Genomic DNA, 19,786 nt, shown 5'->3' with positions numbered 1-19,786 from the left:
CCATGAAAGCCCTACCGAGCGCGTCGGTTCTGGTCCGCACCTGGTTCGGCGACGACCGAGCCTGGGAAACCCTGGTCGAGGAAGTCCGGACGCCGAGTGCGGAGGACTTCCTCGCGGACGTCGTGATCGTCGACGACAGGGAGTATCAGGACCTGAGCGCCGAGACGCTGACGGCCCTGCAACCCGACGGCCCGTCGGTCTCCTTCCTCGCCGACAAGACCACCCTCACCCACCCTGAACACCCCGTCCTCGCGGTCTATGTGGGCGCGGAGGACGAAGACGAAGCGGAAGGTGACACCGCTCCGTTCCGGGTGGTCCCCCGCGCGCTCTGGAGCGTGGAGAACAACATCAACCTCGGAAACATGGACTGGTGGGAGTTCTCGGAGGAGTCCGACGAGGACGGCATCCACCGCGGGCTCGACATGGAGGACTAGTGCACGATCCCGTCGTCCACAAGAGGTACCGAAGGGTTCCCTGCCTCGCCGGCCCTCAAGGGGTGAGGGGTCGTCCGGTCCTGGATTCGCGAGGGGAGAACCAGGCCGCGGCCTGCGGGGTCAGAATCAGCACGGCGGCGGCAACCGCCGGGCCCGCCTGGAACCCCACATCGAAGCAGAAGTCCGCGAACTGTTTTGGCAAGGTTTGGTAGTCGCTCGAACGACCCCACTGCGCGATCTCCCCGGTCAGCGCACAGCTCATCGCCGCAGCGGCTCCTGCGGCGATGAGCGGGCGGGCCAGGCGGTGGTGGATGAACACAGCGAGCACACCCCCGCCGAGCAGAGCCAGCTGCAGGACCCCCAGAATCGATTCCGTCAGAGCGACCGGGTACGAATCGGAATGGGAGTCAATGGCTCCGGCCAGACTCGGAACCGCGAAGAGCACACCCAGAGCGGCGGCCACGCCCGCCAGGATCGAGGGTGCGACCGGATCCAAGTGCGGTGCGGGACCGGTGGGGATCGGGCGCGGAAGAGGCCGCCACGTCGCACCGACAGGGACAAACCATTGACGCAGCGCCGGTCTGGTGACCAGCACGACGGCCGCGAACGGCAGGATGGAACCCATCACCGCGGCGATGACCCGGCTTTCCACCGCTGGGTCGATCATCTGGTTGAAGTGCAACCACTCAAACAGCTCTTCGCAGACGTTCGCCGCGACCGCGAAAACCGCCGCGACCGGCACCAGCACCCGCACCCCGCTGCGATGTCTGCACAGCGCGACCATGGCCGCGCACAGCAGCGCGATCACCATGAGCGACAACCCAATCGCAACCTTCGCCCCGACCGATTCCCAGTCGATGCCCCGCGACGCGATATGGGTCCCCTTCACGAGTTCGTCGTACCCGTCAACCAGATTCTGCACGGCGTTGAGCGTTCCCAGCGCCGACAAAGCACCCAGAAAACGCGCGATCCGTTCCGGATCCTGCCGTGGCGGTAGCCAGGTTGGCGGCATCTGCGATGGCAACGGCTGGTTCATCTGGATCCCCCTCGACAATGTTCTCCCCCGAACGATGTCGACCCTAAGGGAACCGAGCGGTATCGCACGAGCCGATAACGAGGCGGCACCGGACCGGAAACTCGATTGCCCGGCGCGGCGGGCGGCTCTACCGTCTGGCCGATGCGGACGGTCATCATCGGCGATATTCATGGGTGTTTCGACGAACTGATGGAGTTGGTCGAGAAGGCCGGGGTAAGGGCGGACGACTCGCTCGTCAGTGTCGGGGACCTGGTCGACCGGGGGCCGCGGCCTCGGGAAGTCGTGGAGTTCTTCCGGGGGCGGCCGAACTCGGTTGTGGTGATGGGGAATCACGAGCGCAAGCACGTGCGGGGGATCTTCTCGTACGCGCAGGAGATCACGCGGTTGCAGGCCGGGGCGGGGTACGGGGAGATGGTCGAGTGGATGGCGGGGCTGCCGTACTACTTCGAGAACGAACACGTGCGCGTCGTGCACGCGGCGATGGTGCCGGGCGTGGCGCTGGCGGACCAGCAGGCGGAGATTCTGTGTGGATCCACGAAGGGTGAGCGGGAGCTCCGTGAGCTGTTCCCGGAGGGTTACTGGCACCAGCACTACACCGATGCCAAACCGGTCGTGTTCGGGCATCACGTCACCGGCGACGAGCCGCTGGTCCGCGACGGGCGCGTCGTCGGTCTGGACACCGGGGCCTGCCACGGAGGGTATCTGACGGCGATCAGTCTGCCGGACTTCACTTTTCACTCCGTGCGGGCACACGCGGATCACTGGACGCAAGCGAAACGCGACTGGCAGCTTCCGGTCCTGAGGACCAAACCGTGGCACGACTATTCGTGGCGGGAGCTCGACGAGGCGGTTACCCGGATGTCCAGGACACCGGACCCGGCCGCGGTCGCGTGGCTCGGGGCCGTGGAACGGTGGGCGGGCGAGCTGCGGTCGATGTTCCCGGCGCTGGTCGACGCCGCGTACTCCACCGCCGCCGGACTCGACACCACCGCCTTGCGCGGCCATCCCGCCGCGCTGTACCTGTTCCAGACCCGCTCCGGGAGACTCGATGTCGCGAGTCTGGACAAGCAGTGCACCACCCCGCGCAGGACGATGGACCTCGCGGCGGCGCTGGGTCTCGCAGTCCCGGAACTGCCGCGCTAGCGGGACGAGTCGTGAGTCTCGATCGTCGCCGTCGGCAATCCTGTGGTCGCCTATGTCCGGTCCCGAGGTTCGCGGCGGCGGACCCCGCGCGAGCACTGCGACCAGCGGAACGTCGGCGGCCTGCAGTAGATTCGGTCCCGATCTCGATCAGGGGGTGGGTATGAGTCGGAGTATCGGCATCGATCTGGGTGGGTCGAAGGCACTGGTGGCCGTGGTGGAGGGCGGGCGGGCGACGGTTCTTCCGCCGTCCGGTGGTGCTGCGTCGCTGCTGCGAGCGGGCCGGGCCGCCGAGGCCGATGTGCTCTCGGCCTTGCGGCGCGACGCGGAACAGCATCTCGGGCAACCGGTTACCCAGGCCGTGGTGTCGAGCCGGGCGGCCGGCACCGACGCCGGACGGCGGCGGCTGGAACTGGCGGCCGAGTCGGCGGGGTTCACGTCCGCGCGGGTGGTTTCCCCGACGGCCGCCGCCGCACTACAGGCGGGCATCACCGGGCCGCCGCACGAACGGACCGTGCTGATCCTCGATCTCGGGCGCGACGGCTGCGAGGTCGCGGTGGTCGAGATCGGGGGCGGCGTCGTCGAGATGCGTTCCGTCCGTACGGACCCGGAACTGGGCGGGCGCGCGTGGGATCGGCGGATCGCCGACCGGCTGGCGCAGGGAGCCCGACACCGACACGGGATCGATCCGAGCGCGGATGAGGGCATGACGGCGCGTCTGCTCGAGGCCGCGGAAGCCGCCCGGATCACGCTGTCGAGTGCGCAGCACGCCGACATCACGGTGCCCTATCTCGCCACCGACGCTGCGGGGCAGCTCATCACGCTGACCGACACGCTCACCCGGTCCGAGTACGAACGGTACACAGCCGATCTGGTGGAGCGCTGCCGCGCCTTGCTCCGAGCGGCGACACACGGGTTGGTGTTCGACGACCTCCCCGTGCACGAGACCATGCTGGTAGGCAGTGGTTCTCGAATGCCGAGCATCGAAGCCATGATTCGCGAGGAAACCGGGTGTGAACCCAATCGCCGGATACTCGCCGAACACGCCGCGGTGGAGGGCGCGGCGGTTCTGGCCGCTGTGCTACGGGGCGAAATCCGTGACTTGTTGCTGCTCGATACCGTACGCCACAGCATCGGAATCGAGGTGGCCGGCGGCGGCCTGGTAACCCTGGTCGAACGCGATACCACGATCCCTATCAAACGAACCACGACGTTCACAACCGTGGTGCGAGACCAGAAGTCGGCCCTGATCCGGGTGTTCGAGGGTGAGCAACCGGTCGCGGTGGCCAACAACCTGCTCGGTGAGCTGCGTTTCACTGACGTGCCGCCCGGATCGCCCGGAGAAGTGTCGATCGAGGTCACCTGCGATATCTATATGGGGTCCGTCCACGTGAGCGTGCGAGCCCCGGGATCGGAGCGGGAACAGACCCTGCGCACGAGCGGGCTCACTCCCCCGACCGAGAACCGTCTGCCCGGCTCGATCGAATCGGTCGTCGAGTACCCGACCGCCAACGCTGGCAAGGACGCCGGAGCCGAAACGCCACAGGCTCCCGCCCCGCAGCCGGCGCCGCAGCGGATGACCTTCGCGCGCGGCTTCGCCAGAACCACGTCGATCGTCGGCGCCATCCTCTTCGCGCTCGGCGCCCTCGCCCTACTCTTCAACATGTCCCCCGAAGCACCGGAGTGCGACGGCAACACGATGCGGCCGGGCGACGTCTGCGAGTGGCACAGCACCCGCACCGGAGCCAAGTGGGACACCTCCTACGAGGACGAACGCGAGAAAGAAGAGGCCGGCACCCGAGAATGGTGGGGCGCGGGCCGAAGTCTCACCATCACCGGGCTGGTGCTGCTGACGATGGGCGGAGTGGCGTTCGCCTCGATCGCGGCCGCCCGCGGTGACCGAAACCCCGACGCAGGCCGAACTAGGCTGGGCGCATGAACCACCCGGATCCGAACGCTCGGCCGACCTACGCCGAAGCTCTCGAACGGGCGCGCGGCATGGTGCAGGACCCCGGCACACTCGTCCACTATCCCCATCCGGGCCTGGAAAACGCCACGCACGGAACCGGATTCGCGTTTCTGCACACGATCAGAAGCGACCGAGGCGAGTTGGACGGCTACGTCCTGATCGCCACCACCGCCCGGGCCAGCGGCCTGCTGTCGGCCGCGAACCGCACCATCGAATCGGTCATCGACGAGCACCTGCGCCGCGCCACGCACATGAACCGATACATCCCCGACAACGAGCTAGGCCCGGCCCAACGGGCGGCCATCGCCGCGTACGACGGTGGATTCGACCGCGTCGACCAGCCCCCCGCCCACGAGCCCCTCGATCCCGCCACCGCCGACTACGCCGCGTACGTGCTGATCGCCCTGCGCCGCGGCGGCGGTTCCGACCTGACCGCCCGAAATATCCTCGCCCGCAACGACTCTCTCCTCAATCCCCCGGAGCCCAACCGCCGATACACGCACCCCTGCCCCCACTGCACGGCCCCCACGCCCTACTCCGAGCGCTATCCCCGAGCCCTCTGCGACCACTGCTATCAGCGGATCACCGACAGCACGGGCCGCCGAATAACCGGCTACAACACCAGCCTGAGCGGCGGCATGATCGCCTACTACTCCGACACCCTCCACGGTGAGAAGGATGCCGACTACGAGGAGTGCGTCGAGACGACCCGGACCGGCCGGTGCTACATCGACGGCCGTCCCGCGACGATGCGCGAGGCTCGCTTCGGCGGGATAGTCGTCCAACTCGTGCAGTCTGACTGAAAACCGACGCCCACGCGATCACCGTTCCGATGGGCCGCCCGCTGTTCCGAACACCCTGCCGTACCGACCACATCGCCCCATATCCGTGCGACGTCTACCGATCGAATGCACGATCCGAACCCTCGCGCCGTGGCCTAGCATTCTGATGTGTTCATTCCCGGCATCGGCGCGTTCGTATCCGTCCCCGCCCCGGACGGCCAGGCCATGTGGTCGCCACCCGGCCCGGTGACCAGCACCCTGTTCCGGGCGCCGATCGAGGTGAACGTCCTGCTCTCCCCCGGGGAGGTCGCGAACGCCACCCTGATCACCGAGGTCCTCGCCCACATCGACGAATACCTCTCGGCCGCACTACGATTCCTGCACCGCGCGCTCCTGTCGGACCCCTCCGCCTTCGGCCTGAGCGAGCCGGAGACGACCCGCTACCACCGCTTCGACCCGGCCGCGTTCCCCGTCGACCACCCCCAACTGAACTTCTACGCCGGCGACGAGTGGCTCCTGCGCTTCGCCGAGGGCACGTTCCCGATCTGCGACCCCTACGGCGTCGGCGTCACCTTCGACGGAACCGAACCCGTCCGGGTCGAGGACCTCAGCGACTGCGAGTAGCCGATTCGGCTACTTCCGCCCGACGTTGCAACGTCAGAAAGACGACGGGGCCGCGACGCGGTGTACCGGGCAGTACTCGACGTGGAGATAGCTGTGGAGGGTGCTCACGTCCAGCTCGGCGCAGCAGTGGGCGTCGGGGGTGGCGTGCATGTGGCGGGGGCACTCCTCGATCAGGTCGTGGAGGCGGCGGCCCTCCAGGTCGAAGGCTTTGCGACTGCCGGTCAAGAACAGGGTGCCGGCGGCGACACTGTGGCGCAGAACGTCTTTGAAGTCGCGGTGGCGGGATGTCTCGTAGTCGGCGTCGGAGGGAACGGGGAGGCCCGTGGACGTGATCGTGTGGGGGCGGCCGGGGCCCAGGGCGGCGCGGACCTGTTTCCAGCGCGAGACGGGGAAACGCAGGCTGTGGTGGAGCAGCACCAGATCCAGGATGGGCTCGTCGCCGGTGCCGTAGGGACTGCAGCTTCTGTCGTTGTGGCGCAACGGAAGATGGACGATCGTGTGCGGGGAACGGGCGGCCAGCGACCACGCGGCGCCGAGTTGCAGTGCGGAGGTCTTGTCCACGGTCATCTGCACACCGAGGTATCCCTCATGCAGCGGCGCGTGCTCGATCGGCCGCGCGGGCCGCACCACCCGGTACTCGTCCCGGCCCAGCCGCACCGTGCTGATCAGCGCCCGCCAGCGCAACCCCTCCAGTCGCACACACCCTCCTCGCAGTTCCCGGGCACGGTATGCCGACAGCGCCCACCGGACAAGCGAATTCCGGGACATGCCCGGCGGTCGCGACAGACGCTGCCCCGGAGGCAAGACAGCAGCGTCCGATCGCGTAATCCGCATCGTCAGGGTGTGTTCGGCCCGCGAGCTACTTCTCCACGGCGTACCGCAGCTGTGCGAACCCGTGCCCGAGATCCTCGGTCGACTCCAACCGCAGCGAAACATCTTCGGGCAGTTCGCCGAACAGCGAGAAACCACCGCCGATCAGCACCGGCGCGATGCTGATGATCAGGCGATCCACGCGCCCGGCGCGCAGCAGGCTCTGAATGAGCCGGCCGCCATCGGGATAGACGTGCTTGACCCCGCGTGCGTCGAGATCCGCCACGGCAGCGTTCAACTCGCGGTACACGGTCACCCGCGGGTCCGCGTCCGCCGCCAGGGTCGTGCTCACCACTCCGACGTGCCGATCCCCGAAATGCCAGTTCTCCGAACCGAACCCGAGCATCGTCTCGTAGGTCCTGCGCCCCATGAGCACCGCGTCGACCGACTCGAAGAACTCCGTGTAGCCCAGGTCCCCGGCCCGCTCACCCCGCGAGGTCAGCCACTCGATGTCGTCGTCACGACGAGCGATGAACCCGTCGAGGCTGGTCCCGATGAACACCGTCGCACCGAAAGTCATACGTTCCTCCTGAACAAATGGTCGAGATCGTCACGAAGGAGCTCGGCCGGGTCCCCGTCCCCCGTCAGCGCCCACCGCAACAGCGATCCGTCGGTCGTGATCTTGACGGCCCGGGCGAGACTCGCGACGTCGACATCGGCCGAAAGCTCACCCTGCGCAACGGCTTCGGCGAGCAGCTCCCGCAGCGCCGCGTCGACCGTCCGCGTGTGCGCGATCGCGTGGACGCGAAACTCCGGATCGGACAGATCGAGCTGCAGCATCCCCAGATGATTGGCCAGCACGTCGGGACCGGCCATCATCCGAGCCCCCTGCTCGGCCACCGCGTACACGACGTCCAACGCCGACTCCCCCGCTTCCCGGGCCCGCAGATACGGCGTAGCCGCCTCCGCCGCGGCGTCCGCCGCGAATGCCAGCAGCAGCCCCCGCTTGGACCCGAACCGCTGCACCAGCGTCGCCGGCGAGACCCCCGCCTCGGCCCCGACGTGCGCCAGGGTCAACTTCCCCGGCCCGTACGCGCCGATGGCCCGCCCGGCAGCCGCAAGAATCTCACCGTCACTGACAGATCGTGGTCGAGGCATCCGCCCTCCTTCGGCACCGACCCTACCACGTTTATAAATGACCGTTCATTTACAAATATACTCGCAGTTCAACACCTATAGCCCCACACTCGGCGTCGACCAGACGGCTCGACACCCCGGAGCTAGGACACCCCTGCCAGGGCGGCCGTCACCGCCTCCTCTAGCGCGCCCTGCGCCTGGGACGCACTGCCCGGATGCAGGTAGTAACCCACCTCGAACAGGTCGGCGCCACGGCGCACCACGGCCGAGCCGTAGGCGGTGCCGCCGCCGTCGGCCGTCGCCACGGCGCACGCCTCGTCCCCGAAAGCGTCTGTCGGGGCGAACTTTCCGGCCATGGGGCTCGCGGCACACAGCTGGGCGAGGTAGTGGGACGCGCGTTCGTCGCCGGTGTCCCAGTTCACCTGACCGTGGCGGAGCAGGCGGACGTGCAGGGAGCCGTACATCTCCGAACCGCTGGCGGCGCGGTCGGCGGTCACGTAGTCGCACGCCGCACCCGAGCCGGACGAATAGTTGGCGTCCGCGAGCGGAACACCATCGGGCACAATCCTTTCGAACAGGGACGTACCCACCGCCGCGCACAGATCGGGTGGGGCCGCGGCCGCCGGGCGGGCGCGTTCGACCGCGTCGACCACCTTGACGTAGATCCCCAGGAGCGCGCAGGCCGCCACCACCACGCCGCCCACCACCAGCACGCGCCGCCGCAGAGTCTTCCCGGCCGAAGCCATGCCCGCCCCTATCGTTCGCCATCACCGCGAGTCGTCCACTCCCGGTGGGGAAGCGGCCGAAGTGAGCGTACTCGAGCGACGGCGAACGACCCGGCAACCCGCGCCCGGACACGAACCGGGGCCGCACAGCAAACGCTGCGCGGCCCCGGTTCTCAGCTGTCGGATACTAGAAATAGTGGCTGCGACCACCCACGCGACGGCCCGTCGAACCCAGCAGGACCAGGACCGCGCCGACCACAACCAGCACGATGCCGATCGTCGTCAGAATCGGGATGCCGAGCAGAATGCCGGCGAGGAGCAGGATCAATCCCAGAATGACCATAACCACTTCCTTCGTCTCCGCACCCTGTCGATCCGGGTGCCTGACCACGCAATAGCCGAGACGAGGAACATCAAACGGATTAAACCGCAAATATTTTGGAGATCGAGATCACTCCCGGTCACCCCAGGTGGCGATCCGATAGCAAACCCAGCGGTCCGCGTCGAACCGCCAACCCGCCACCGCGAGAAGGCGTCTCGGGTCGCAAGCACCGACAGGGTACCCGCGACCCGACGCCCGCCCTAGTTCTTCGGAACGACGATCCCGCTCAAATCCGCGTTGCGAATCGGAGTGTCGGGATTAGCCTGCGCCCGGCACATGAGATCGATCGCGGTGATCGCCGCGTTCACCATGCCGGTGTCCGGCGTCCCCGTGGTGAGCTGGGTGTCGTTCTCCAGGTACTTGCGCACGGTCACCTCGCGCTTGTCGTTGTCCTGGGTCCGGAACTCGCTACACGGGGTGTCACCGCCCTTGTTGACGGCTTCCTCGGCCTTGTCGCACCCGGTGGCCAGCAGCGCGGTCAGCGCCAGCGCCGCCAGCGACGCACCGGTGAATGCACGGGGGGTTCGGTATCGCACAACATCCTCCACTGTGAGTTTTCGTGACTCTCGGGGATTGCACGCTCCGTCCGACACTAACCGCCGGGGCGTAGTTTGGTGGAAGCACTCTCGGGAAGTCGCAGTTCGAAACCGAATCGACGAGGTATGACGCGGCCAGGAGGCATGTGGTGCGGTGTGTGGTGCTCGGTGCGACCGGATACATCGGCGGCCGGCTGGTCCCCGAACTCCTGGACCGGGGCCATTCGGTCCGGGTCCTGGCCCGCAATCCCGGCAAACTCGCCGAAGCCCCGTGGCGTGACCGCGTGGAGGTCGTCACCGGCGATGTCACCGACGCCGAATCGGTCACCCGGGCCCTGACCGACGCCGATGTCGTCTACTACCTGGTGCACTCGCTGGTCCGCCGGGATTTCGTCGACATCGACCGCCAGGCCGCGACCACCGTCGCCGAGGCCGCCGCCGCGACGGGCGTGACCCGCATCGTCTACCTCGGCGGCATCAAACCCGACGCCGAACACCTGTCCCCGCACCTGTCCTCGCGCGTGGAGGTCGGGGAGATCCTGCTCGCCTCGGGCGTGCCCACGGTCGAGTTCCGGGCCGCGGTCATCATCGGATCCGGTTCCGCCAGTTTCGAAATGCTGCGCTACCTGTCCGAACGCCTGCCCGCCATGATCACCCCGCGCTGGGTCCGCAATCGCATCCAGCCCATCGCCATTCGCGACGTGCTGTACTACCTCACCCACGCCGCCGACCTGCCCGCCGAGGTGAACCGCTCGTTCGACATCGGCGGCCCCGACGTCCTGACCTACCTCGACATGCTGTACCGCTACGCCGAGATCGCCCAACTCCCCCGCCGCCGCATCGTGCCGGTGCCGATCCTGACCCCGTGGCTCTCCGCCCAATGGGTCAACCTGGTCACCCCGGTGCCCCGCGCCATCGCGGTGCCGCTGGTCGAATCGCTGATCCACGAGGTCGTCTGCCACGAGCACGACATCGCCGACCACATCCCCGACCCGCCCGAGGGCCTCACCGGTTTCGAACGCGCGGTGGAACTGGCCCTCAACCGCATCCGCACCTTCGACGTCACCACCCGCTGGTCCGACGCCGAATACCCGGGCGCACCCTCGGATCCGCTGCCCACGGACCCGGAATGGTCCGGCGGCTCGGTCTACCTGGACTACCGCGAACGCCACACCGACGCCACGCCCGACGCGGTCTGGCGGGTCATCGAATCCATCGGCGGCGAACACGGGTGGTACTCGTTCCCCCTGGCCTGGTCGGTCCGCGGCTGGATCGACAAACTCGCCGGCGGCGTGGGCCTGCGCCGCGGCCGCCGCGACCCGCACCGCCTGCGCACCGGCGAAGCCCTGGACTGGTGGCGCGTGGAGTACATCGACCGGCCCACCCTGCTGCGCCTGCGCGCGGAGATGCGCGTGCCCGGCGATGCCTGGCTCGAACTCTCGGCCGAACCCGACCCCGAGGGCGGCACGATCTACCGCCAGCGCGCGATCTTCGAGCCGCACGGGCTGTCCGGGCACGCCTACTGGAAGGCCATCGCGCCCTTTCACGGTGTGGTCTTCGGCGGCATGGTCCGCAACATCACCGGGGCCGCCGAAGCGAATACCGTTCCCGCCGAGGGCAATCCGTAGGCGTCACGCTCAGAGCGAGTCGAACAACCCCGGATGCTGTTCCCGGGCACGGACTTCGATGGATCCGAACACCAGATCCGCGGGCGGCACCAGGCCCAGGTGCTCCCACGCGGCGGCGGTGGCGACCCGGCCGCGCGGCGTGCGCGCCACCAGGCCCGCCCGGACCAGGAACGGCTCGCAGACCTCCTCGACGGTCGCGGCTTCCTCGCCCACGGCGACCGCGAGGGTCGACACACCCACCGGCCCGCCGTTGAAGCTGCGGATCAGCGCCGAGAGCACCGACCGGTCGAGGCGATCCAGCCCGAGCACATCCACGTCGTACACCGCCAGCGCGGCGTGCGCGATGTCCTTGGTGACCAGGCCGTCGGCCTTGACCTCGGCGTAGTCGCGCACCCGGCGCAGCAGCCGGTTCGCGATGCGCGGCGTGCCGCGGGACCGGCCGGCGATCTCGGCGGCGGCATCGGATTCCAGTCGCACACCGAGGATTCGAGCCGACCGCTCGAGAATGAGCTTCAGCTCCGCGGGCTCGTAGAAGTCCATGTGCCCGGTGAAACCGAACCGGTCACGCAGCGGCCCGGTCAGCGCCCCCGACCGGGTGGTCGCCCCGACCAGGGTGAACGGTGCGATGTCCAGGGGAATCGAGGTCGCCCCCGGCCCCTTGCCGACCACCACGTCGACGCGGAAATCCTCCATCGCCAGGTACAGCATTTCCTCGGCGGGCCGGGCCATGCGGTGGATCTCGTCGATGAACAGCACATCGCCCTCGACGAGATTGCTGAGCATGGCCGCCAAATCACCGGCGCGTTCGAGCGCCGGACCGGACGTCAGCCGCAGCGCGGTGCCCAACTCCCCCGCGATGATCATCGCCATACTCGTCTTGCCCAGCCCGGGCGGCCCCGACAGCAGCACGTGATCCGGTGTGCCGCCGCGCAATTTGGCGCCGCGCAGCACCAGCGCCAGCTGTTCGCGCACCCGGGGCTGGCCGATGAAATCGTCGAGCGACTTCGGGCGCAGACTGGCCTCGATCTCCCCGTCGGAGGCGAGATAGCCGGCGCTGACCGCCGATTCGGCGGCCCCGACAGCGAATTCGGGTGGGTAGGACTCGAACTCGTCGGGTTCGTAGGCGTCCGGTTCGTCGATCATGAGCCGCTACCGATTCTTGCCGAGCAGCCCCAGCGCCGCGCGCAACGTCTGCGAGATGGTCAGATCCGGGTCGGTCACCAGAATCGCGTCCACGGCCGGCTCGGCCTGCTTGGCCGGGAAACCCAGGCCGACCAGCGCCTCCACCACCTGTTCGCGCACCGGGGTGACGGGCGCCGCCGCCGCGGATCCGGGCGGACCCGATTGCACGGGAACCAGATCCACCTTGTCGCGCAGCTCGACCACCATGCGCTCCGCGCCGCGCTTGCCGATGCCGGGCACCCGGGTCAGCGCCGCCACGTTCGATTCGGCCAGCGCCTTGCGCAGCGCCTCGGGCTCGAGCACCGCGAGCACCGCCATCGCGATCTTCGGGCCGACACCGGACACGCTCAGCAGCAGCCCGAACAGTTCGCGCGACTCGGTGTCGGAGAAACCGAACAGCGTCATGGAATCCTCGCGCACGATCATCGTCGTGTAGAGCCGCGAGTCCTCGCCGCGAGTGAGCGTGGATAGCGTGGCGGGAGTGGCGTTGAGCCGATACCCGACCCCCGCGGCCTCCAGGACCACATGGTCGAGCCCGATCTCGAGCACCTCACCGCGTACCGACGCGATCACCCGGATACCGCCTTTCGTTGCTGGGCAAGCCTTTCCTCGTACATGCGCCGCTGTGCCGCCGCAGCGGCCTCCGCCTTGGCCATGCGCTCGATCAGCGGTGCCCGCCAGCAGTGGCAGATGGCCAGTGCGAGCGCGTCGGCGGCGTCGGCGGGTTTCGGCGCGACCGCCAGCCCGAGGATACGGGTCACCATCGCGGTCACTTGCGCCTTGTCCGCGGTACCGCTGCCGGTGACCGCGGCCTTGACCTCGCTCGGGGTGTGGAAGTGCACCGGAATGCCCCGGCGCGCGGCCGCCAGCGCGACCACCCCCGCGGCCTGCGCGGTGGCCATGGCGGTACGTACGTTGTGCTGGGAGAACACCCGCTCGATCGCCACGGCCTGCGGCTCGTACCTGTCCATCCACTGCTCGGCGGCATCGGCGACGCCCATCAGGCGTTCGGCGAGGTTCATATCGGCCGGTGTGCGCACCACGTCGACGTGAATGGCCTTCACCGTGCGGCCCACCCCGCCCTCGACCATGCTGAGCCCGCACCGGGTGAGCCCGGGGTCGACGCCCATCACCCGCACGTGATCCCCTTCCACCGCAGACGAACAATTGTTCGAGAGTCTAGCGCAGCCGCGCGGCCCGATCGCTCATCGACACGAGCGCGCGCTCGGCGCCCGGAAGTGGCTCCGCGCCGGGCGGATCCGGCGTCCGGCACGTCCACGCCTCAGGGACAGACCGGCGTCAAACCCAGCAGTCCCGGATCCTTCGCTCGCCCCGCCCATTCCGCCGCCGGGTCGGCCACGAGCCGGCGCGAGCGCAGGTCCAGCATCCCGCTCACGAAGGAGACCGTCGCCGAGAGTTCCCCGTCCGCGCGGATCAACTCGTGCTCCACCCGGTAGGTCTTGCCCCCGCCCCACACCCACGCGCAGGTCACGTCCACCGCGTCACCGGCGCGCAGCTCGCGGTGGTACTTGATGACCGTCTCCAGATTCACCGGCCCGAACCCGTCGGCCAGCATGCTCTCCACCGAAACACCCGCCGCCCGTACACATTCGAACCTCGAATGGTCGGCGAACTGCTGGTACGCGGCTCCTGTCACATGCAACTGCAGGTCCAGATCGGACACCCTGACCTCGACCCGGATTCGGAACGGCTCATACGCGATCGTCACGCGGACACCATGCCAGAGGGCACCGACAGAAAACCCGCCCCGACGCCGCGACCGGGCGATACGGCCGTGGCCGCGGGCGTCCGATCACGCCTGCAGCGCACGATGACTCGGAGACGAGAACGCGATGGCCGCTCCCCGTCCGGGAGCGGCCATCGCGTGGATTCGAATCCGTTCGCCTACTCGGCGTCCAGCTCCGCCATGACCTCGTCGGAGATGTCCACGTTGGTGTAGACGTTCTGCACGTCGTCGCTGTCCTCGAGGGCGTCGACGAGCTTGAACACCTTGCGGGCGGTATCGGCGTCGACCGCGACCGACATCGACGGCTGGAAGCCGGAATCGGCGGAGTCGTAGTCGTAACCGGCCTCCTGCAACGCCTTTCGCACCGCGATCAGGTCGGTCGGCTCGGAGATGACCTCGAACGAGTCGCCCAGGTCGTTGACCTCTTCGGCACCCGCGTCCAGCACGGCCATCAGGACGTCGTCCTCGGACAGGCCGTTCTTCTCCAGGTTGACGATGCCCTTGCGGTGGAACAGGTACGACACCGAACCCGGGTCGGCCATGCTGCCGCCGTTGCGGGTCATGGCCACGCGCACCTCACCGGCCGCGCGGTTGCGGTTGTCGGTGAGGCATTCGATCAGCACCGCAACACCATTGGGGCCATAGCCCTCGTACATGATGGTCTGCCAGTCGGCGCCGCCCGCCTCTTCACCGCCGCCGCGCTTGCGCGCGCGCTCGATGTTGTCGTTGGGGACCGACGACTTCTTCGCCTTCTGAATGGCGTCGTACAGCGTGGGGTTGCCGTCCGGGTCACTTCCACCGGTGCGGGCCGCCACCTCGATGTTCTTGATCAACTTGGCGAAGAGCTTGCCGCGCTTCGCGTCGATCCCGGCCTTCTTGTGCTTGGTGGTGGCCCATTTGGAGTGGCCGCTCATTCCCTACTTCCTCGGTTCAGGGGGCTCGGTACTTCCAACATGTACTACCTACCCGGAAGTACCGCCGAAGAGCCCACGGACGGACAGCGCCCCAGTCTACTGCGCGCCCCCATCATGGCCGCGCGCACATGATCGGGGTCGAGCGGGTCACACTCCGGCGCGCGGGCGCACCAGGGTGTCGACGAAAAGCCGGTGCACGCGCAGGTCGCCGGTCACCTCGGGATGGAAGGAGGTGGCCATGACATTGCCCTGGCGCACCGCGACGATCGTCCCCGCCGCCGGGCCCGAGGGCACCCGGGCCAGCACCTCGACCCCCTCGCCCGCGCGCTCGACCCAGGGCGCGCGAATGAACACCGCGCGCACCGGACCGTCGTCCAGGCCCGCGAACTCCAGATCGGTCTCGAACGAATCGACCTGACGGCCGAAGGCGTTGCGGCGCACGGTCATGTCGATGCCGTGCAGCGGCTTCATGTCCGGGCGGGTGTCGAGCACCTCGGAGGCCAGCAGGATCATGCCCGCGCACGAGCCGTAGGCGGGAAGTCCCTCGCGCAGGCGCTGCTTCAGCGGCTCCAGCAGTTCGAAGACCTCGAGCAGCTTGCTGATCGCCGTGGATTCGCCGCCCGGGATCACGAGCCCGTCGACCGCGGCCAGTTCCGCCTCGCGGCGCACCGGCACCGGCCGCGCGCCACACGCCTCGAGCGCGTGCATGTGCTCGCGCACATCGCCTTGCAGAGCCAGCACACCAATCGTCGCAGTCACGCCCCCGAGCATACGTTCGCGGGGTGGTGTGGCCCTGCTCACCTGGGGTGTAGAGGTTCCGTCAGGACGGGCGTCACGCGGTCGATTTCGGAGAACACTGCGCGATGTGACCGATGTGCTACCGCAAACCTCGCCCGGGCCGCGCGGGGGGATCACCGCTCCCCCGCCCCGGCGCGGGCTGACCGTTTCGACCGGCCTGGCCGGACTCTCCCTCGACGCCATGGCCTCGGTGTCCTACGGCCCCGAGGCGATCGTGCTGGTGCTGGCCGCCGCGGGCGCGACCGGACTGGGCTTCACCCTGCCCGTCACCGCGGCCATCGTGGTGCTGCTGGCGGTGCTGATCGCCTCGTACCGGCAGGTCATCGCCGCCTTCCCCAACGGCGGCGGCGCGTACGCCGTGGCGCGGGAACGGCTCGGTGATCGCACGAGCCTGGTTGCCGCGGCGTCGCTGATCGTGGACTACGTGCTGAACGTGGCCGTGTCCATCGCCGCCGGTGTCGCGGCGCTGACCTCGGCCTTCCCGCAGCTGCTGCCCTACACCGTGTGGTTGTGCCTGGGCATCCTGGCCGGGATCACCGTGCTCAACCTGTACGGCATTCGCGAGAGCGCGCGGGCGTTCATGGCCCCGACCGTGGTCTTCGTGCTCGGCATCCTCGCGGTGATCATCGGCGGCCTGTTGCGGTCGGAACCCGCGAGCGTGGCGACCGGATCGGCGGTGGCGATCGACGCACACACCATCGGCGTGCTGCTGTTGCTCAAGGCGTTCTCCAGCGGGTGCGCGGCGCTGACCGGCGTCGAGGCGATCGCCAACGCCGTGCCGTCCTTCAGCGAGCCCGGGGTGCGCCGCGCCCAGCGCGCGGAAGTGGCGCTCGGGGTACTGCTCGGCGTCATGCTGCTGGGGCTGGCGGCCCTGATCCAGAAGTTCGAGGTGCATCCCGTCGAGGGCACCACCGTGCTCTCCCAGCTCACCGAGGCCGCGCTGGGGCACGGAATCGCCTACTACGTGGTGCAATTCGCCACCGTGATCCTGCTCGCGCTGGCCGCCAACACTTCCTACGGCGGCCTGCCGACGCTGACCAAGATCCTCGCCGACGACAACTGCCTGCCGCACCGGTTCGCGGTCAGCTCGCCGCGCGCGGTGTACCGGTACGGCGTACTGGCACTGGGTGTTACGGCCACGGTGCTGCTGATCGCCTCCGAGGGCAACATGAACGCCCTGGTGCCGCTGTTCGCCATCGGCGTCTTCGTCGGCTTCACCATCGCCCAGTTCGGCATGGTGCGGCACTGGCTGGCCGTGCGGACCACGGGCTGGCGCTGGCGCATCGCGCTGAACGGCTTCGGCGCGACGCTGACCTTCGTGGCCGCGGTCGTCACCACGACGATGAAGTTCACCGAGGGCGCGTGGCTCATCGTGCTCGTGCTGCCGCTACTGGTGTTCGGCATGGAGCGAATTCGCAAGACCTACACCAGGATCGACGGATGCCGCGGCACGGGATGTGTCCCGGCCTCGCCGCGCGCGACCGAGGTCGCCGTCGTGGTGCCGGTCTCCGAGGTCTCCGAACTCAGCCGCGAGGCGCTCTCGGCCGCGATGTCGCTGGGACGCGACGTGACCGCCGTGCACGTCTGCCTGCCCGGGGAGAACATTCGCGTCTTCACCAAGGAATGGGAGACCTGGCATCCCGATGTGCGGCTGCTGCTGCTCGAGGACGGCGACTCCACCGTCGGCGGACCGGTGGCGCGCTACGTGCGCGACAACTTCGCCGGCCGCCGCAAGGTCGTGGTGATCGCGGAAGTAGAGCCGCCCGCGGGCTGGAATCACCTGCTGCCCAGCCACCGCAGCGACGAACTGGAACGGGTGCTGCGCAAGCTACCCGACACCGTCGTCTGTCACCTGCGGATACCGACCGCCTGATCCGGCCCGCCCCGCAGCAGGGCCCGGATCGGGGGACGCCGGCCCCGGCGACTTCGGTCGCCGGGGCCCCGTGCTTGCCGAAAGCGGTTGTCGCCGTGCCGGTTCGGATCGCGTGGCGTTACCCCGACCGGCGCGTCGACCGATCTCGGGTGCAACGGCCGACTGCCCGGCGGGTGGAGGTCATCGCCCTGGCTCGCCGGCGGCGGATCACCGCGATCGCGGCCGGCGGGTTCGGTCTCAGTTCGTCCCGGGCGGGAAGGACTCGGCGTTCTTGTCGCGGAAGGTGCGGATCAGACCCTCCTGCACCACGACCGCGACGAGCTCGCCGCGCTGGTTCCAGATCCGGCCCGCGGTCAGGGCGCGGCCGAAACCCGCGGACGGGGACTGCTGGTCGTACAGCAGCCAGTCGTCGGCGCGGAAGTCGCGCAGGAACCACATCGCGTGATCGAGCGAGGCGTTCTGGGTCGGCGAATCCGGGTGCGGCACCTTCGACGACCCGAGCAGGGTCATATCGCTCATGTACGCCAGGGTGCAGACGTGGAACAGCGGATCCTCGGGCAGCGGATGGCGGTACCGGAACCACACCTGCTGCTGGGCGGCCAGGCCGTCGCGACGGGCCACTTGCTCCTGCGGCACGGTGCGGATGTCCCAGTGCTCCCACTCGCGCATGGCCCACAGGCGCTCCGGGCTCATGGTGGTCATGGCGTCGGGCAGCTCGTCCGGCGGCGGCACCTGCGGCATCTCGTCCTGATGCTCGGGGCCCTCGTCGCCGGCGGTGTGGAAGGAGGCCGACATGGTGAAGATGGCCTCGCCGTTCTGGACCCCGGTCACCCGGCGGGTGCAGAACGAGCGACCGTCGCGAATCCGATCCACCAGGTAGACGGTCGGCTCGAGCGGGTTGCCGGGCCGCAGGAAGTACCCGTGCAGCGAATGCACCTGGTAGTGCGGGTCAACGGTGCGCACCGCCGCGACCAGCGACTGTCCCGCGACCTGTCCGCCGAACGTGCGCGGCAACTGCGTCTTGGTGGACGCGCCGCGGAAGATGTCACGCTCGAGCCGCTCTATTTCGAGGGCCTCTTCGATCGTCGCCATGCACGTCCCCTTCCGGATTGTCCGGCTCAGGCTAACAACCGGGCACCGGCGATCGGGCGGACGGTACCCGTCCCGAGTCCGCGTGTCAGGGCGGGTGGCGCGGACGCGGGAAGGGGCGTACCCAGGAACTATGGGCGGTCATCCCGAGCGCACGCCCTTCTACGGGGCGCTGATGTTGATCACGGTCCTGGTCAGCGGGCTGTGGGTGCGAGATCTGCCGTGGACGTGGGTGCGGGTGCTCTGCTGGATCGGGTTGATCGCGCTCGGCGCGGCCGGACTGCTGATGACCTTCCGCGACTACTCCTGACCGCCGCGCCCGGCATGATGGGCTGGTGCCCGCGTTCGCCCCCATCACCCCCGATGCCCTGACCGAACTGGTCGCGGACCGTGCGGCCGAACTGCCTGGATTCGCCATCGTCGCGATCGACGGGGCCGACGCCGCGGATCCGGTGTCCTTCGCGCACCAGGTCGCCGATCACCTGCGCACGCACGGACGCCCGGCCGAGGTGGTGTCGCTGCACGATTACGTCCGGCCCGCCTCGGTGCGGCTGGAATACGACCGCGACGACGAATTCACCTACCGCACAGGCTGGTTCGACTATCCCGCACTCACCCGCGAAGTGATCGATGCGCTGCACGACCACGGGCGGTGGCTGCCCGCCCTGTGGAACGAGTCGACCGATCGCTCCGCCCGCGCCCGAATCCGCACGGCCCCGGCCGGATTCGTGGTGCTGATCGCCGGGCCGATGCTGCTGGGCCGGGGGCTGTCCGTCGATCTCTCGGTCGCCCTGCACATGTCCGAAGCGGCGCTGCGCCGGCACACCGCGCCCGAGAACGACTTCACCATCACCGCGTCGGTCGAACATCGGCGGGCGCATCCGCAGGAACCCGACCTGTTGGTCGCCTGGGATCACCCCGACCGCCCGGCCGTGCGGCTCAGCCCGGCGGATCGGCGCTGATCCGGGAGCGCCCGCCGT

Annotated in this window: 23 protein-coding genes; 9 read left to right on the top strand and 14 right to left on the bottom strand. The window is 68.8% G+C overall.

The genetic code is table 11. From position 1 onward, the window contains the following. Positions 1-2 precede the first annotated feature (2 nt). Positions 3-434 carry a DUF6924 domain-containing protein gene (locus tag ACWIGI_RS33890; protein ID WP_454207319.1) on the top strand — a complete coding sequence of 144 codons (432 nt, stop codon included), beginning with the start codon at positions 3-5 and terminating at the stop codon, positions 432-434. 55 nt (positions 435-489) lie between these two features. Here ACWIGI_RS33890 and ACWIGI_RS33885 read toward each other — a convergent pair whose 3' ends face one another. Further along, a complete protein-coding gene (locus ACWIGI_RS33885; protein WP_454207317.1) occupies positions 490-1,470 on the bottom strand; it encodes a hypothetical protein in 981 nt (326 codons plus the stop codon). A gap of 141 nt (positions 1,471-1,611) precedes the next feature. On the opposite strand from ACWIGI_RS33885, the gene ACWIGI_RS33880 reads away from it, so the two are divergent. The 4 genes from ACWIGI_RS33880 to ACWIGI_RS33865 all read left to right on the top strand — a co-directional run bounded on the left by ACWIGI_RS33880 (position 1,612) and on the right by ACWIGI_RS33865 (position 5,985). Further along, on the top strand, positions 1,612-2,613 hold the full coding sequence (locus ACWIGI_RS33880) for a metallophosphoesterase family protein (protein WP_454207315.1): 1,002 nt from the start codon (positions 1,612-1,614) through the stop codon (positions 2,611-2,613). Between the two features lie 160 nt (positions 2,614-2,773). Continuing rightward, positions 2,774-4,549 carry an Hsp70 family protein gene (locus ACWIGI_RS33875; RefSeq protein WP_454207313.1) on the top strand — a complete coding sequence of 592 codons (1,776 nt, stop codon included), beginning with the start codon at positions 2,774-2,776 and terminating at the stop codon, positions 4,547-4,549. Further along, the gene (locus ACWIGI_RS33870; RefSeq protein ID WP_454207311.1) at positions 4,546-5,382 is read left to right on the top strand and encodes a hypothetical protein; all 837 of its coding nucleotides are present in this window, start codon (positions 4,546-4,548) and stop codon (positions 5,380-5,382) included. Before ACWIGI_RS33875 ends, ACWIGI_RS33870 begins: the two co-directional genes overlap by 4 nt. 147 nt (positions 5,383-5,529) lie before the next feature. Further along, positions 5,530-5,985 (top strand): hypothetical protein, encoded by a 456-nt coding sequence (locus ACWIGI_RS33865; RefSeq protein ID WP_454207309.1) that lies wholly within the window; start codon positions 5,530-5,532, stop codon positions 5,983-5,985. A 33-nt stretch (positions 5,986-6,018) separates the two neighbouring features. Here the strand turns inward: ACWIGI_RS33865 and ACWIGI_RS33860 are convergent, their stop codons facing one another. The 6 genes from ACWIGI_RS33860 to ACWIGI_RS33835 all read right to left on the bottom strand — a co-directional run bounded on the left by ACWIGI_RS33860 (position 6,019) and on the right by ACWIGI_RS33835 (position 9,575). After that, a complete protein-coding gene (locus ACWIGI_RS33860; RefSeq protein ID WP_454207307.1) occupies positions 6,019-6,684 on the bottom strand; it encodes a hypothetical protein in 666 nt (221 codons plus the stop codon). Positions 6,685-6,844: 160 nt separating this feature from the next. Continuing rightward, a complete protein-coding gene (locus tag ACWIGI_RS33855; protein WP_454207305.1) occupies positions 6,845-7,375 on the bottom strand; it encodes a dihydrofolate reductase family protein in 531 nt (176 codons plus the stop codon). Continuing rightward, positions 7,372-7,953, bottom strand: a complete 582-nt coding sequence (locus ACWIGI_RS33850) for a TetR/AcrR family transcriptional regulator (RefSeq protein WP_454207303.1) — start codon at positions 7,951-7,953, stop codon at positions 7,372-7,374. Before ACWIGI_RS33850 ends, ACWIGI_RS33855 begins: the two co-directional genes overlap by 4 nt. A 122-nt stretch (positions 7,954-8,075) precedes the next feature. After that, entirely contained in the window at positions 8,076-8,678 is a 603-nt protein-coding gene (locus tag ACWIGI_RS33845) for a hypothetical protein (protein WP_454207301.1), read from the bottom strand. 166 nt (positions 8,679-8,844) lie between these two features. After that, positions 8,845-9,000: a hypothetical protein gene (locus tag ACWIGI_RS33840; protein WP_354988817.1), complete on the bottom strand. Its 156-nt coding sequence runs from the start codon at positions 8,998-9,000 to the stop codon at positions 8,845-8,847. A 239-nt stretch (positions 9,001-9,239) separates the two neighbouring features. Further along, on the bottom strand, positions 9,240-9,575 hold the full coding sequence (locus tag ACWIGI_RS33835) for a hypothetical protein (RefSeq protein ID WP_454207299.1): 336 nt from the start codon (positions 9,573-9,575) through the stop codon (positions 9,240-9,242). A 161-nt stretch (positions 9,576-9,736) separates the two neighbouring features. On the opposite strand from ACWIGI_RS33835, the gene ACWIGI_RS33830 reads away from it, so the two are divergent. Beyond that, positions 9,737-11,203: an SDR family oxidoreductase gene (locus tag ACWIGI_RS33830; RefSeq protein ID WP_454207350.1), complete on the top strand. Its 1,467-nt coding sequence runs from the start codon at positions 9,737-9,739 to the stop codon at positions 11,201-11,203. A 9-nt stretch (positions 11,204-11,212) separates the two neighbouring features. On the opposite strand, the gene ruvB is transcribed toward ACWIGI_RS33830, so the two are convergent. From ruvB to pdxT, 6 genes are all read right to left on the bottom strand, one after another. After that, positions 11,213-12,346 (bottom strand): Holliday junction branch migration DNA helicase RuvB, encoded by a 1,134-nt coding sequence (ruvB, locus tag ACWIGI_RS33825; protein ID WP_454207298.1) that lies wholly within the window; start codon positions 12,344-12,346, stop codon positions 11,213-11,215. Positions 12,347-12,352: 6 nt separating this feature from the next. Then, complete coding sequence (ruvA, locus tag ACWIGI_RS33820) at positions 12,353-12,958, bottom strand: Holliday junction branch migration protein RuvA (RefSeq protein ID WP_454207296.1); 606 nt, start codon at positions 12,956-12,958, stop codon at positions 12,353-12,355. Beyond that, positions 12,955-13,524, bottom strand: a complete 570-nt coding sequence (gene ruvC, locus ACWIGI_RS33815) for a crossover junction endodeoxyribonuclease RuvC (RefSeq protein WP_454207294.1) — start codon at positions 13,522-13,524, stop codon at positions 12,955-12,957. Before ruvC ends, ruvA begins: the two co-directional genes overlap by 4 nt. 143 nt (positions 13,525-13,667) lie before the next feature. Next, positions 13,668-14,114 (bottom strand): acyl-CoA thioesterase, encoded by a 447-nt coding sequence (locus ACWIGI_RS33810; protein ID WP_454207292.1) that lies wholly within the window; start codon positions 14,112-14,114, stop codon positions 13,668-13,670. A gap of 176 nt (positions 14,115-14,290) precedes the next feature. Then, complete coding sequence (locus ACWIGI_RS33805; protein WP_454207290.1) at positions 14,291-15,046, bottom strand: YebC/PmpR family DNA-binding transcriptional regulator; 756 nt, start codon at positions 15,044-15,046, stop codon at positions 14,291-14,293. A gap of 147 nt (positions 15,047-15,193) precedes the next feature. After that, complete coding sequence (gene pdxT, locus ACWIGI_RS33800; protein ID WP_354988824.1) at positions 15,194-15,817, bottom strand: pyridoxal 5'-phosphate synthase glutaminase subunit PdxT; 624 nt, start codon at positions 15,815-15,817, stop codon at positions 15,194-15,196. Between the two features lie 94 nt (positions 15,818-15,911). Between pdxT and ACWIGI_RS33795 the strand changes: the two genes are divergently transcribed. After that, the gene (locus ACWIGI_RS33795; protein ID WP_454207288.1) at positions 15,912-17,717 is read left to right on the top strand and encodes an APC family permease; all 1,806 of its coding nucleotides are present in this window, start codon (positions 15,912-15,914) and stop codon (positions 17,715-17,717) included. Positions 17,718-17,954: 237 nt separating this feature from the next. Here ACWIGI_RS33795 and ACWIGI_RS33790 read toward each other — a convergent pair whose 3' ends face one another. Beyond that, the gene (locus ACWIGI_RS33790; protein WP_354988825.1) at positions 17,955-18,809 is read right to left on the bottom strand and encodes an acyl-CoA thioesterase; all 855 of its coding nucleotides are present in this window, start codon (positions 18,807-18,809) and stop codon (positions 17,955-17,957) included. A 130-nt stretch (positions 18,810-18,939) separates the two neighbouring features. On the opposite strand from ACWIGI_RS33790, the gene ACWIGI_RS33785 reads away from it, so the two are divergent. Both ACWIGI_RS33785 and ACWIGI_RS33780 read left to right on the top strand, forming a co-directional pair. Then, positions 18,940-19,116, top strand: coding sequence for a hypothetical protein (locus ACWIGI_RS33785; RefSeq protein ID WP_454207286.1), 177 nt, complete (start codon positions 18,940-18,942; stop codon positions 19,114-19,116). A gap of 25 nt (positions 19,117-19,141) precedes the next feature. Continuing rightward, positions 19,142-19,768, top strand: coding sequence for a hypothetical protein (locus ACWIGI_RS33780; protein WP_454207284.1), 627 nt, complete (start codon positions 19,142-19,144; stop codon positions 19,766-19,768). Positions 19,769-19,786 lie beyond the last annotated feature (18 nt).

It is taken from the genome of Nocardia sp. NPDC055321 (assembly GCF_053645575.1).
The sequence above is the reverse complement of the archived record's forward strand: the minus strand, read 5'-3'. Positions and strand labels throughout refer to the sequence as shown.